This window comes from Anaerovibrio sp., assembly GCF_045637405.1.
Lineage (GTDB): Bacteria > Bacillota > Negativicutes > Selenomonadales > Selenomonadaceae > Anaerovibrio.
Genome location: NZ_JAZTZI010000100.1, coordinates 36,012 through 50,990, shown reverse-complemented (window position 1 = coordinate 50,990; position 14,979 = coordinate 36,012). Strand labels below are relative to the sequence as shown.

The 14,979-nt window shown below is 43.4% G+C and carries 11 protein-coding genes and 1 pseudogene; 11 read left to right on the top strand and 1 reads right to left on the bottom strand.

The features are described from left to right. Positions 1-253 precede the first annotated feature (253 nt). The 10 genes and pseudogenes from ACKI5G_RS07470 (at position 254) to ACKI5G_RS07425 (ending at position 13,450) form a co-directional block, all read left to right on the top strand. The gene (locus ACKI5G_RS07470; protein ID WP_407399097.1) at positions 254-2,359 is read left to right on the top strand and encodes a peptidase domain-containing ABC transporter; all 2,106 of its coding nucleotides are present in this window, start codon (positions 254-256) and stop codon (positions 2,357-2,359) included. Further along, complete coding sequence (locus tag ACKI5G_RS07465; protein WP_407399095.1) at positions 2,356-3,738, top strand: HlyD family type I secretion periplasmic adaptor subunit; 1,383 nt, start codon at positions 2,356-2,358, stop codon at positions 3,736-3,738. The genes ACKI5G_RS07470 and ACKI5G_RS07465 overlap by 4 nt, the downstream gene beginning before the upstream one ends. 11 nt (positions 3,739-3,749) lie before the next feature. Further along, entirely contained in the window at positions 3,750-5,858 is a 2,109-nt protein-coding gene (locus tag ACKI5G_RS07460; RefSeq protein WP_407399093.1) for a peptidase domain-containing ABC transporter, read from the top strand. A gap of 79 nt (positions 5,859-5,937) precedes the next feature. Beyond that, entirely contained in the window at positions 5,938-8,445 is a 2,508-nt protein-coding gene (locus ACKI5G_RS07455) for a hypothetical protein (protein ID WP_407399091.1), read from the top strand. 191 nt (positions 8,446-8,636) lie between these two features. After that, positions 8,637-9,923 carry an RsiV family protein gene (locus tag ACKI5G_RS07450; protein ID WP_407399089.1) on the top strand — a complete coding sequence of 429 codons (1,287 nt, stop codon included), beginning with the start codon at positions 8,637-8,639 and terminating at the stop codon, positions 9,921-9,923. 250 nt (positions 9,924-10,173) lie between these two features. Then, positions 10,174-11,295 (top strand): alpha/beta hydrolase, encoded by a 1,122-nt coding sequence (locus tag ACKI5G_RS07445; protein ID WP_407399087.1) that lies wholly within the window; start codon positions 10,174-10,176, stop codon positions 11,293-11,295. A gap of 120 nt (positions 11,296-11,415) precedes the next feature. Further along, a pseudogene (locus ACKI5G_RS07440) lies at positions 11,416-11,601 on the top strand (flavodoxin); the annotation flags it as partial. Positions 11,602-11,874: 273 nt separating this feature from the next. Further along, positions 11,875-12,327, top strand: a complete 453-nt coding sequence (locus ACKI5G_RS07435) for a cupin domain-containing protein (RefSeq protein WP_407399085.1) — start codon at positions 11,875-11,877, stop codon at positions 12,325-12,327. Positions 12,328-12,377: 50 nt separating this feature from the next. Next, a complete protein-coding gene (locus ACKI5G_RS07430; protein WP_407399083.1) occupies positions 12,378-12,917 on the top strand; it encodes a flavodoxin family protein in 540 nt (179 codons plus the stop codon). Positions 12,918-12,952: 35 nt separating this feature from the next. After that, positions 12,953-13,450 (top strand): cyclophilin-like fold protein, encoded by a 498-nt coding sequence (locus ACKI5G_RS07425; RefSeq protein ID WP_407399081.1) that lies wholly within the window; start codon positions 12,953-12,955, stop codon positions 13,448-13,450. Between the two features lie 57 nt (positions 13,451-13,507). On the opposite strand, the gene ACKI5G_RS07420 is transcribed toward ACKI5G_RS07425, so the two are convergent. After that, positions 13,508-14,089, bottom strand: a complete 582-nt coding sequence (locus tag ACKI5G_RS07420) for a DUF2284 domain-containing protein (protein ID WP_407399079.1) — start codon at positions 14,087-14,089, stop codon at positions 13,508-13,510. 212 nt (positions 14,090-14,301) lie between these two features. Between ACKI5G_RS07420 and ACKI5G_RS07415 the strand changes: the two genes are divergently transcribed. Beyond that, a complete protein-coding gene (locus ACKI5G_RS07415) occupies positions 14,302-14,976 on the top strand; it encodes a response regulator transcription factor (RefSeq protein ID WP_297964541.1) in 675 nt (224 codons plus the stop codon). The last annotated feature ends 3 nt before the right edge of the window (positions 14,977-14,979 follow it).

Genomic DNA, 14,979 nt, shown 5'->3' with positions numbered 1-14,979 from the left:
CCAAGTGCAAATATCGTCTTATACCAGTATTTTCAAGGGATTACGTGTATTTGTATTATTCTGGTTAATAGCTTGAAATTAGTAAATTATCGAAATATTAATACTATTGGAAAAACGTTCAGGACTATTGTTGCAATTTTGCGAAAATTGTTGACTTTATCGCCTATTGATTATAAGATTTAAAAACAATTTAATGAAAACATTAGGAAAAGTTATATTTTATAACTTTTTTATGCTTTTTGGGTGATTAAAGATGGTCTTTGAAAAATATGATGAACTTTGGCAAGGAATTTTTTGCTTAATTCAGCTTCAGGGGATTCCGGCTGAAAGAGATAAATTATTGGCTGCCAGTACGAAAAAGCCGCAGGACTGGAAGGAGCTGGCCAAACTTGGCAAGGAGCTTGGTTTACGATTCAGAAAACGGGATTATGCTACTGAAGAGCTGACTTCCCTGGAAGCTCCTGTACTGGCCATAATGAAGGATGGAAGCTGGCGTGTGCTTGGCAAAGGAAATAATCAACGGATTATGGTCATGAATCCGTTATCTGGTGAAGCGGGAGCCGTTACCCTCGATAGATTTATTTCCCAGTGGAGTGGGTATTGTCTGAGTGTGTCGGAGCCTTTTTCTTTGTCTAAAGGTCAGAGAAGGTTTGGTTTGTCATGGTTTTTGCCGGTATTGCTTAAATATAAGTCTTATCTGTTTGAGGTGGTATTGGCATCCTTTTGTTTGCAGCTTTTGGGGATTGTAACGCCAATTTTTACACAGGTTATTATTGATAAGGTTATAGCCCAACAGGGAATAGCCACTTTAACTGTATTGGGTATTTCCTTGATTTTTTCGGCATTATTTGTTTGTGCCATGTCTATTGCCAGAAAGCTGCTGGAAACCTCGGTTACCAGTAAAGCAGACATTATTTTGGGCAGTCAGCTGGTCCATCATTTATTGCGGCTTCCTTTGAGGTATTTTGAGGTCAGAAGAGTTGGAGATACTCTTACACGGGTTTCCGCCTTAAGCAGCATAAGAGAGTTCCTTACGGGATCAACTATAACGGCTGTCTTGGATGGTATTTTCTCAATTGTTTTTTTTGCCATTATGGCTTATTACAGCTGGAGCCTTATGATTTTAGCTTTGCTTCCTGCTCCCTTGTATTTGCTCATAAATATTATAGTTACGCCGGTTTATAAAAAGAGAATTTCAGAATATTGGCAGACAGGTGCGCTTAATAACGCATTTCTTGTAGAAACTGTTACAGGAGCCCAGACTGTAAAGGCTCTTGCCATAGAGCCGCAATTTATAAAACGATGGGAAAAATTGCTGGCTGAAAATATCAGCTCTGGGTTTAACAGCTTTAAGTTAGGACTGTTAATTAATACTTCCACGTCAGGAGTTCAAAATTTTTCCACCTTGCTCATTTTGCTGGTAGGCGGTCATCAGGTTATGGATGGTACCTTGACAATTGGTCAGCTGATTGCCTTTCAGATGCTGGCCAGACAGGGTAGCGAGCCTTTGTTCAGACTTTCAGCTTTATGGCAGAAGGCACAACAGACAATGCTTTCGGTTCGAAGGTTGGGGGATATTATGAACAGTCGTCCGGAGCTGCTTCAGGGGGAATGCCCCAAAGCCATGTCCGGGGCTCTGGAATTTCAGTCAGTGTCCTTCTCCTATGATGTGGAGAAAGAACCGGCAGTAAAAGATGTCAGCTTTCAGGTGGAGGCAGGACAGCGTATTGGTATCGTGGGTCCTTCCGGGTCTGGTAAAAGTACTGTTACCAAGCTGGTAGAACAGTTATATTTGCCTGGTGAGGGGCAGATATTGATTGACGGGCAGCCGGGGCAGAGAATTGATCGTCGTTGGCTGCGCAGTAATATCGGGGTGGTGCAGCAGGAAAACACACTGTTTAAGGGTTCCATAAGAGAGAATATTTCTTTTGCAAGGCCGGGGGCCACAATTGAAGAAGTAATCAGGGCAGCAACAGTGGCGGGGGCTCATGATTTTATTGTGGAATTGCCTAATGGCTATGATACCCAGGTGGGAGAACAGGGAGCCAACCTATCAGGAGGACAAAAGCAAAGGGTTGCCATTGCAAGAGCCCTGCTGAATAACCCAAGGATAATAATTTTCGATGAGGCAACCAGTGCTCTCGATTATAAAACAGAGCGTATTGTTATGAATAATCTTGATAGTATAGCCAAGGGGCGTACCATGTTGATTATCGCCCACAGATTATCTACTGTGGTCAATTGCGACAAGATATTGGTTATGGAGAGAGGCCGATTGGTGGAAGAGGGAAGCCACCACCAGCTAATGGAGAAAAAGGGGCTGTATTACAGCTTATATAGACAGCAGGAGGTAGGATGATGTTTAGAAAGCTGCGTTTGTATATTGACAGATTGACGGCTGACAGAAAAAATGGGGATTCACAGGAGCTGACCTCCCAGGAGAGGGAGTTTTTACCGGGTGTTTTGGAAACAATGGCCAGTCCGCCGGCTCCAGCAGCCCGCAAACTGTTGTGGGTACTTTTTGCATTGCTGTTATCAGCGGTACTTTGGGTTTGCTTTGGCCATGTGGATGAGGTGGCCGTAGCCGAGGGCAAGGTAATACCTAACGGGGAAAGCAAGGTTATACAGGCTGAGGATAAGGGCGTAATTAAAAAAATCTACGTTACAGAAGGGCAACTGGTTCATCAAGGAGATCTTCTGGTGGAGCTGGATACCACGATGACCCAGGCAGATCTGGATAATCTAAAAAAGAAAATTGCCTACTACGAGACTGATATAGAAAGGCTTTTGGCAGAACAAAGCGGAGAGGCTTTTATTATTGGGGAAAACAGTTCATTGGATAAGCAGGACAGACTTTTTCAGCAGAATTTATATGCAAGCCGTATGGCCCATTACCGTTCTCAGCTGGCAGTGGCAGCATATAATCTCCAGCAGCAGAAGGCAGCCCTTTCCTCGGAACAAACAGGCTATGAGAAGCTGTCACGGCTGTATGATATCGCTCAGGAAAAAAATACCAAGGTAGCAAAGCTGGCAGAGCAAAATGCCATTTCTACCTTTACTGCCCTGGAATACCAGTCAAAGGCTGTGGAGCTGGAGCAGGATGTTTATGGACAGAGCCATAAAATCGATCAGGCTCAATGGGCTGTGATTCAGGCAGAGCAGCAGCTGGAGGAGGTTCGGGCTGAGCATGACAAGGAAATTACCGGCATGCTGGTGGAGAGCCGCAGACAGCTGGCTTCGTATCAGGAGGAACTGAAAAAAGCAGATGAAAAAAATCGTCTATCACAGCTGCGGGCACCTATTGATGGCAAGGTAGCCCATTTAAGCGTTCATACTGAGGGCGGTGTGGTAACGCCGGCACAGGCTATTCTGGAAGTGGTCCCTGAAGATGCCCGTATGGAAGTGGAGGCCTGGGTTCAAAACCGCGATATTGGTTTTGTACAGGAAGGCCAGGAGGCAGAGGTAAAAGTTGAGGCCTTCAGCTTCCAAAAATTTGGAACCCTAAGCGGCCATGTAATGCAGATCAGTCCTGATGCCATGGAGGACAAAGACAAGGGGCGCCGTTACAGGGTAACTATAGAGCTGGACAAGCCGGAATTTCAGCTCGTTGATAGAGTGGCAGATATTTCATCAGGAATGACCGCCAGTGCTGAAATTAAAATACGGCAAAAACGGATTATTGAGTTTTTCCTGGACCCATTCCGACGTTATAAAAGTGAAGCATTACGTGAGAGATAAGGAGACTTGGGATGGGAGAAATAAAAATGGATTCCCTGCTTAAGTGTCTGGTAGTGGTGTTGAGTATTCACGGCAAGGCTATACAGGAAAATCAGTTAAAACGGGCCTATGCTGCTGAGGGGAAGCCATTGTCCCTGACAGAGCTCATAAGGGCCAGCAGGGAATTGGGGTTTAGGGCACAGCAGATAAAGGCCGAGAAAAATCACCTAAAATCTTTACCAACGCCTTTTATTGCCCGTATAGGGCAGAATGAGCATATTGTTGTAGTCAAAAGTCATGCTGATCAAATAGTATTTTACAATCCTTACCATGGACTTATGGAACAGGCTCCTATGGAAAAGCTGCAGCAGTGGGATGGAACTTCTATACTGTTTGCATATGATGGCATTACTGATGAGGTACAGGGAATAGGCTTTTCCTGGTTTGTCAGCGTCCTTCGTAAATATTGGCCCCAGCTTGCAAAAGTAATGCTGTTGTCTGTATTATTGCAGCTATTTGGCCTGTTAAGCCCTTTTTTTACTCAGATTATTATAGATGATGTACTGGTACATAACAGTGTATCTACTTTGGATATTATGGTTGGCGGCATGGCTATGGTAATGCTGTTTCAGCTGGTTTTGGGAGGCTTTAGAAGCTATATTTTTACCAATATTGCCAACAAGGCGGATGCAGAGTTGAGTGCCAGATTGTTTAAGCATTTGATGTTTTTGCAGACATCATTTTATAACAATTGGACATCAGGGGATGTGGTAACAAGAATACGGGAGCTGGAAAAGGTACGTCAGTTCATAACAGGTACCGGGGTTACCCTGGTACTGGATGCCGTATTTGCCATTATTTATATGGTGGTAATGCTTCATTATAGTGTGGAGCTGACACTAATAGTATTGGTGGCAGTTCCGTGCTACACCCTGCTCAATCTGGCGATTATTCCCATATATAGAAAGCGTTTAAATGAAAATTTTGCCGCCAATGCGGCAACCCAGTCCTACATAATTGAAACAGTTACGGGTATTGAAACCGTGAAGCATCATGCTGTGGAAGGACTTATGGAGCAAAAGTGGGAGAAACTTCTAAATGGATTTGTAAAATCAAATAAGGCTATTGCCAATCTGGTAAATGGAGTGGGCAGTGTAGGTGGTCTGTATCAGCAGCTGTTCATGCTTTCAATACTTTGGTATGGTGCTTATCTTGTAATGGAAAATCAGCTTAGTATCGGTCAGCTTATTGCATTTCAGATGCTGGCGGGAATGGTGGTAACACCCGTTATGAGAATATTCTCTGCATGGCAGAGCTTTCAGCAGGCCAAGGTTTCTTTGGATAAGCTAGGGGATATAATGGACAGCCCCGCTGAGGCCACCTTTAATCCTAATCGTTCTGTACTGCCCTCTTTACGGGGGCGTCTGGAGCTGGACAATGTGTCCTTTCGCTACAGTGATGAAGGAAACCAGGTGTTAAGGCATATATCCCTCAGCATTTCTGAGGGCACCTGTGTGGGTATTGTGGGCCCGTCAGGGTCAGGCAAGAGTACAATAACCAGGCTGATGCAGCTCCTCTATTCACCGGAAGCTGGTCGGGTACTGGTGGATGGAGTGGATATGGCCCAGATGGAGCCTGCATGGCTTAGACGGCAGATTGGGGTGGTCTTGCAGGAGAGTTTTCTGTTTAATGGCACTATTGCCGAAAACATTGCGGCTGCCAAGCCGGATGCAACTGAGCAGGAAATTGTCCAGACGGCCAGAATGGCCGGGGTCATGGATTTTTTGCAGGATATGCCTGATGGCTTTAACACCAATGTGGGAGAAAGAGGCGGTAATTTGTCAGGGGGACAGCGCCAGAGGGTGGCTATAGCCAGGGCACTTATTACAAATCCTAAAATATTGATTTGGGATGAGGCAACCAGTGCATTGGATTATGCCTCAGAGCACAGTATTATGAGTAATTTGGCGAAGTTTGCCAAAGGACGCACGGTCATTATGATAGCTCACAGGCTAAAGACTGTAATGAAGTGCGATAAAATATTTGTTATTTCCCAGGGCATGGTAGCAGAAGAGGGGAGTCATGACGACCTGCTGGAAAAGGGAGGTTTATACCATTCATTATGGATGGAACAGCAATAACGAGGTAAAGATGCCATATACCTCGTTATAACGCGCTGTTGCATTATAAATTTTATTTCTTGTAAGGGGGAAAAGAAAGATGGCATTATTATCGAGGATCGTAAACGGTCTGGAGGAATTTTGGGAAGGAGGTGATTATTACGAAAGTGCCACTGAGCGTTCTCAGGCAGAGTTAAATGCTGCAAAACGGCATACTGCCATGCAGCAGCTGGCAGACACTGCTGTGGCGGTGGGCGAAAGGGTAATCTCTGATCCTAAGGGGACCTTGGATATGGTAATCAACGATGCCAAGGTAGCAGTTTGGGGACACCATGGTCCACATCCGGTTCGGGATACGGCTAATTTCGTTAAGGGCATTTTTGGCATTACCAAGGATGGTATGTTGAAGGTGTTCAACGGGTTTGCCGGTAACAGTGCTCCAATGCATTTTGAAAGACAGGATAATGCTGTCAGCCAGGCAGAGGGGGCTGTTATTACCTCAAAATTTAACACTGGTGCTTCTATTGGCGAGATGTCCTGGATGATTTATCAGGGACGTTTCAAGTACAATCAGGAGCTTATGGACAAGTGGACCCAATATAACGATATTGAAACCACCCATGGCTTTAATTGCCGCACCTATGTTAATGAGGCTGATAAGCAGGTTGTAGTAACTCTCGAGGGCACCCAGCCTAACAGTGATCTCAGTACCCTGTGGATTTGCAAGGATGGTCTTACAGATGCTGAAATTGGCCTTGGGATTATACCACCACAAATGCGTGAGGGATATGAGGAATTTAAGACAATTGTAGCGGATATCTCCAATACATTTGTTGATAATGGCTACAATATTTCCTTTGCAGGCCACTCTCTGGGCGGCGGTTTGGCCCAGATGCTTCCAGGCATGTATTACATTGATACCGGTGTTGCCCTTCCTACTTTGGCAGAGGCTGGCCCTGGTATGCTGAAGCACTTGAAGCTTTACGCTCAGGAGCAGCTTTTGGCCGGTAAATCCATTCATTTGCCTAGTGGAAATGTGGTTAGTCTTCATAGCGGCAGCATGGTGGATCGTGCCAAGGAGGCCAAAGCTATCGTTGACACCTTCAAAGCCCGTGATTTCAGCTTTGTTACCAATATGATTACGGTGCAGGATCCTGTAGGTGCTGTAAACTATGATGCTGACCCTGAAAAGGACGGTCATATCGGTGTATCTATTATTGTTCCGTATCTTATGACTACCCGTGAGGATATGCAGGATCTGGAATATGATGTAGTGGATGGTGTAAACAGAAAGCATTTTGTTACACCTGAGCTTACAGATGAGTTGGGCTTTGGCAACATTGAGGCAACCCGCTTTGATCGCCATGAGCCTGATCAGTCCGCTGTATTGTGGTCTGGTACTGCTGTAGGCTTCAAGGATCCTAGCATTATCGGTCTGGGCAGTGCAGTCTACAGAGCCTATGGTGAGCCACGCAAGGTATGGGAAGGATCTTCATTGTCCCTGCCGGAGGTAACCATGTTCGGTACTTCTGAAAATGATTATATCGAGGCTGGTGACCAGGCTACTCAGGTATACGCTGGTGATGGCAACGATGTTATTAAGGGCGGCAATGTAGGCAGCATTTTGGCCGGCGGTCATGGCGATGATTATATTGTAGGCGGCAGTGGAGACGATTATCTTGCAGGCGAAAATGGGGATGATAGCCTCCATGGTGGTGCTGGTAACGATATCCTCTTCGGTGGAGATGGCAATGATTACCTTGACGGTGGCGAGGGCAGCGATTTGCTCTTTGGCGGTCATGGTGACGATACGTTAGTATGGTCCAAGGGTAATGATTTCCTCTGTGGCAACGAGGGTAACGATACCATGGTAATCCGCGATGGTGCTCAGGGTAATGCTCAGCTTAAGTGGGAGCGTAACTACTCAAACTTCGGCAACGATACAGTTATTTTTGAGGGCACTATGGCCAAGGACAGCAATGTACTTATGAACTTTGCAGATGAAATCCGCTTCCAGCATATGCGTTGGTCTGAAAACGGTGATGACCTTGTTATGACGGATAATCTTGGTGACAAAGCAGCCAGCGTAACCTTCAAGGATGCCTTTGATTCCTTTGCCAAGAACAGCGGTAACATTGACATGCAATTTACCAATGGCAGACTTTATGTAGATGATGTACTGTTTAATGTTCAAGCTGGCAGTGGTGATGTTAATGCCAATGCTGACGATAAGTACAAAGGCACCATTATGCTGGGCTCCAAGGGTGATGATACCCTGCATTCCGGCAAGGGCGACGATCTGATGGTAGGTGGCAAGGGCAAGGACACTTATGTATTTGGTAACACCTTTGGTCATGATACCATCGTTGGCGGAGCTTCCAATGACGTTATTCAGTTCACCAATGCCTTTAACGAAAAGGAATATACCATTTCTCAGGACTTCGACGATTTGGTTATTTCCTATCAGCAGACCGGTTCTGCTGCAACTAATACGGTTACCCTTTCTGATTGGTTTACTTCAGCTGACCATATTGATACAGTTCAGTTCGGGGATGGCAGCTACAGCCTTTCTGATAAGGGATTCTCCAAGCAGAGTGCATCCTGCTAAAAATTAACCTTCATTTCATTCAAAAAATTATACCTTCATAAAACTTACCTCTCCTGAAAAAACTCCTCCTGTGATAACAGTATTCTACCTGTTGGCCATGGGAGGAGTTTGTTGTTTTGATGAAGCAGGAATGGGTATATAAAGGAATAAGCGCATAAATATCGAATATATCACCTCAAGGAGGGATAAAAATGAATATAAAGCGGATTTTTTTTAGTTTTCTGTTGGGTATCACGATGCTGACTACTGGATTTATGGCTGTAGGCGAGGCAGCTACGGAAATTTTTGTGGATGCATCAATAAAACCTGTACAGCTTTATGTAACTACCAAAACTGCAGTGGATAGTGATGAAGAGGGAGAGGTATTGCATTCGTCCATTGCCACTGTGGACATGGTTGATTCGGGGCAGGCTTTGGGCGTGGAGGCACTAAAAAAGGCCCTGAATAACTATAATACTCAGGAATTAAAAAAGTACGAAGATATTAGGGCTGGGATGATAAAGGAAGCTACCGGAGAAAAGGTAATGCGCAAGGAAGGTGGCTCCACCTTCTTTCCAGTGTATGAAGCAACGAAGAAGGTATATATCAGACGGTCCGATACTATGGCCGTAAGTCTTTTGGAGTTTTGCCACTCCTATGAGGGCGGTGTTCATGGTATGTATGGTGTATGGGGTCGAAATTTTGACGCCCAAAGTGGCAAGGAGCTAAAATTAAAGGATGTCATTAAAGATAAAAGCCTTTTGATTGCAGCTGTGGAAAATCAGTTGCGTCGGGATTATCCAAATGCTTCTTTTATGGAAAGCAACAGTACCTTAATGCAGGAAACTGTTGAAAAAATGATTAAGGATGATGTTATTCCTTGGACTCTGGATCCATGGGGCATTACGGTTTATTTTAACCCTTATGCCATAGGCTCTTATGCGGAGGGGATGTTTACTTCCACAATTTTTATGGATGAATTTCCTGAGTTGTTTAAGTTAAAATATCGCAAACGCCCTGCATCATACTGTATGGAGCTTTATACGTATATGCCAGTTCGTACCCTGTTTCCTGATGGCAGTGGATCTTCCCTGTGTATTAATGATGTAGATGATGGAATTGTGGTTCAGTCAGGCCCATACAGCATTAAAGATGAAAAAAAGAGCATGGATATACGGTCGCAGTTAATCTGCCTGGCAGACGGTCGGCGTTATATTTATGTTGATGGAGTAGATGAAGGACAGGTGTGGGAAAGAACCAGAATATATGATATTACCTCCAGTGCGCCGGTTGCTGTGCCATTGTATCAGTGGCTTACCAGACGGGGAGATATTCCGAATAATTTTATTCAGATAAAGGAATATAAGAATTCTGAATGTATTTTCTACCCAATAGCTGATCCGGATTCCTTTGCCATGACAAATCTGGATATGGATAGCGGTGATGTGGGGTTCCTCTATTATAGAATTGGGGAGGATGGAAGACCAGTATTAAAATAGCCAGGCTTGCAGCTGCCGCTGAAAAAACTGACTTTTAAGCCTAGTCTTAGTAAAAAACGCCTCCTGTGATAACAATATTCCATCTGTTGATTCTGAAAATAATAAGGAGATATATTTCATAAATTAAGAAACCAATATGTATTACTAGGAAGCATAGATATGTATTTGTTATAAGTATTTGTATTGGTAAACTGCCTTTGTTATACTAGGACCATCGATAAAGATAGTGGTGGTTGAGGAGGTAAACTACATGAAAAAAGCGCTTAGACGGCTTATGGCAGCTATGTTATGTGCAGGAGTGATGACTGTAGGAATAAATACTGAGGCAGCAGTGCAGGAGGGAAGTATTATGCATAGTGCTGAAAAGCAAACGGATCGTGTTATAAAGGCAGAAAAACTTAATCTCACCAGTGAATGGGATAAGGTTTTTGCCAAAAGTGATGCGGTAAATCATAAAAAGGTAACCTTTGTAAATCGGTATGGAATTACCTTGGCCGCTGATATGTACATTCCCAAAGAAGCAAATGGGAAAATGGCGGCTTTAGCGGTGAGCGGACCATTTGGAGCAGTAAAGGAGCAGTCATCTGGCCTCTATGCTCAGGAGATGGCGAAAAGAGGTTATTTGACTATTGCCTTTGATCCTTCATTTACCGGTGAAAGCGGTGGAACACCACGTTATGTGGCTTCGCCGGATATAAATACCGAGGATTTCTCAGCTGCAGTGGATTTCCTTTCCACTCAGGAAAATGTAGATCCGGAACGTATTGGTATAATCGGGATTTGTGGTTGGGGCGGTATGGCAATTAATGCTGCTTCTATGGATACCAGGATTAAGGCTACGGTGGCTTCTACCATGTATGATATGACCAGAGTCAGTGCCAATGGCTATTTTGATTATGAAAAGGATGCTGATACCTTAGCCAAGGAGCGCTATGCCAACCGTCAGGCATTGAATAATCAGCGTACAGAAGACTACAGAAATGGTTATTATAAAAATGCCGGTGGTGTTCCTGATGTATTGCCAGAGGATGCACCTTGGTTTGTAAAGGATTATTTTACATATTACAAGACCAAGCGGGGCTATCATCCACGTTCCCTTAACTCCAACGGTGGTTGGAATATGACTTCTGGGCTTTCCCTTATGACCATGCCGATTTTACAGTACAGCGATGAAATTCAAAGTGCTGTGATGGTTCTTCATGGTGAAAAGGCTCATTCCCGTTATTTCGGTGATGATGCCTTCAAAAAGCTGAAGGGAGATAACAAGGAGCTGGTGATTGTTCCAGAAGCATCTCACATTGATTTGTACGATAATATGGATAAAATTCCATTTGATAAAATTGAAGACTTCTTCAAGAAGAATATGAAATGACAGAATAGATACCAAGCCGGGGCTTTTGTATGAGCTCCGGCCTTTGGTGTTATGAATGATAACTGTTAATGTGAAGTGTTTTAGAAAGGATGAAGAGAATGAAAAAGAGTTGCATATTTTTCCGCCACAGGTAATAGCAAGCAACTGGCTGAAAACACAGCTAAAGCCCTGGGAGCTGATTTGTACGAAATCCGTCCAGCTAAGCCTTATAGCAAGGATGATTTAAATTATAATGATGAAACTACCCGTGCTACTGTGGAGCAGAAGAATGACAGCGTACGTCCAGAATTGGCGGATAATGGCTAGGACAATGGAAGAAGGGGCTGAATATTGATAAATCAGTTTGGATCCGTCCATGGTATAAATATTGTCTGGTGGCAATAATCATCATCGTTGGAATTTACAGTTCCATAATAAATCAGGTAGGCAATCGGCTGTTGATGAAGCATATTTTTGCTACAGCAGCCACCTCATTGCCAGGGGGGGCCTATGCCATATTGCTGGCCTGCTTGCTGGGATTGTATGTTTTGGTTGGAATTATTATAAATAATTTGTTTATATTGAATGGAGGAAGAAGTAATGATAGTTAATAATGAAACCACTTCAGGCAATGAAACACTGGGAAATATTATGGCTACCAGCCTATTCCCGGTAGGGGGCAAAAATGTAAATTATGCTCAGTATTTTGATGGTACCAGCTATTTAAATATGCTGTCCATGGATCAAGTCATTATTGGCAATGTTACCTTTGAGCCAGGCTGTCGCAACCATTGGCACATCCATCATGCAGATAAGGGCGGCGGACAAATGCTGCTCGTTACTGCTGGTCGCGGCTATTATCAGGAATGGGGCAAGGCTCCTCAGGAGCTTAAGCCAGGTGATGTGGTGCATATTCCTGCGAATGTAAAGCATTGGCATGGTGCTGCTCCAAACTCGGCCTTCCAGCATTTGGCTATAGAAGTACCAGGGGAAAATACCTCCAGTGAATGGTGCGAAGCTGTAGATGCAGCTGAATATAATAAATTAAAATAAAACGAATTATTGAAGCTACATTGTTGTGTATTATTTTTTAAGGAGAGAAAATGAGTAAACGTGTTGTAATTATTTCCTCCAGCTTGAGGAAAAACAGTAATTCAGAGGCATTGGCCTCCGCCTTTGGTCAAGGAGCAAAGATTGCCGGTCATGATGTGGAACAAATCACACTACGAGATAAAGTTTTAGGATTTTGTGTGGGCTGTTTTACTTGCCAAAAAACTTTTAAATGCGTAATTGATGATGATGCCAATGATATAGTGGGAAAAATGAAGCAGGCGGATGTATTGGTTTTCGCTACGCCAGTGTACTATTATGGCATGTGTGGGCAGCTTAAGACCCTGTTGGATAGAGCCAATCCACTATTTCCTTCAGATTATCGATTCCGTGATGTTTACTTACTGGCTACAGCCGCTGAGGATGAAGAATCAACGGTAGCTGGGACACGCACTGGTATACAGGGCTGGATAGATTGCTTTGAGAAGGCTCAGCTGAAGGATACAATTTTTTGTGGTGGTGTAACCGAAGTGGGAGAAATTGCAGGAAATGCTGTATTAGAAACAGCATTGACGGCCGGAAAAAACATTTAAAATGATGTACTAGCCTTGCTCGAGGAGAGTTTCTTATGATTAAGAGTAAAATATTGGGCGTAGCAGGCCTAACGATGCTGATTTTACTGTCAGGCTGTTCGGCAAATCAGATTACTGGTGAAAATTCTGTGGTTGAAAGCCATGGGCAGTCTGTCCAGAATAATATGCTGGTTAAATCAGAACAGAATAAGGAAATGGCTATGAAAATGATGATTAATAATCTCGAGGTTCCGGTTAGTTGGGAACAAAATCCATCTACGGAAAATCTAAAAAAGCTATTGCCTTTAACCATCAAAATGTCAATGTATGGTGGCTTTGAACAGGTGGGCTCTATAGGTCATAGCTTAATTCGAAATGATACACCGACAACTACCCAATATGGGGATATTGTTTTATACTCTGGTGATAAAATAGTAATTTTTTATGGTTCAAATTCTTGGGCATATACCCGATTAGGACATATTAATTTATCCCAGCAGGAAATGACAGATTTATTGTCACATGGCGATGTGACAATAAAAATTACAGAATAATTGTATTTTTAAGCAAAAGAAAAGCTGTATGAGCATGACGTTCATACAGCTTTTTTGTTAAAAATTCCAAAGCTCATCCTTCACTTTACTCTTAGTCAGCAGACCGTGGATAAGGGTAAAATATTTTGGCAGACTATCCTTGCACCATTGAATATCAATATCAAACAGGTCCTTGGTGATAGCTGTAAGGTCAAAGCCAAAGGCATCCATGGAATAGCGCATTTTGTCGGGCAGTCTGCATGGAATACCATCTTTTCGGGTGCATATACTACAATTGTTACAGCCACCAGAGGATAGGGAGATACTTTCTGGAACCAATCGTTCCATGCTCCGGAGCTTTTCCTCCAGATTAGCTTTTACATCACATAGAATTTTCCAACCCATATCCTTTACCTTGTCAGGGGTATCTGCTTCACGAATAACTTGATCAGTTAGGGTTATTTTGGCACAGACCACATAGACATAAGTATATTTATCTAAATACTCGTTGACATCAAAGGCAAGAGGCGGGCAGGACCAGGTATTGTTGTATCTGGGGCATTCCTTACAGTATGCCAGAAACTTTTCCCGATTCTGGTATTTTCCTTTAAACTCCTCGATAGTAATAAAATTTTTCTGGCAATCCACTGAATACATCATGGTAATTCTCCTGTTACTTACACACATCATTGTCACTATTATAACGCTATCGCTCAAAAATGGCGATTTATTAAATATCTTATTTCATGCAGGATAAATGGCTGTATGTCACGAATTTGTTAGAAAAATTGGATGGAAAAAGTCATATTGAAGTCACATACGGTGATTATGATTCTAATCAAAAGTATTTTCAATGTGGTGGAGGGCGGTATATGTTTTCTATATTAGTGGCTGAGGATGATAAAAATCTCAATCGTATGATATGCACCAAGCTAAAGCAGGCCCAGTATCAGGTCTTTCCAGCCTTTGATGGCCAGGAGGCCTTGGATATTATAGAGAAGGAACACATTGATTTGATTATCAGTGATGTTATGATGCCCCGAATGGATGGCTTGGAGCTAACCTCTGCCCTGCGGGGGGCAAAGATGACCTTGCCTATTCTTATTATTACAGCTAAAGGGCAGATGGAGGATATGGAAAAGGGCTTTCGGGCTGGCACAGATGATTATATGGTAAAACCTATCAAGCTGCGGGAGCTTTTACTGAGGGTGGAGGCATTGTTACGCCGGGCCCAGCTAATGAGTGAAAAACACTTAACAATTCGTGGTACTGTGCTGGATTATAGTTCATTGACGGTACAGACAGGAGAACAGGTGGATATTTTGCCACCTAAGGAGTTTTATCTGTTGTTTAAATTGCTAAATCAGCCGGGGAGGATATTTACTCGTCAGGAGCTTTTGGATGAGATTTGGGGAGTAGACAAGGAAACGGATAGTCGTAATGTGGATGCCCACATCAAAAAATTGCGTCATCGCTTTACTGATCATCCTGATTTTGTTATTGAAACGGTTCGTGGATTGGGTTATAAAGCGGTGTTTAAGGAGTAGTCC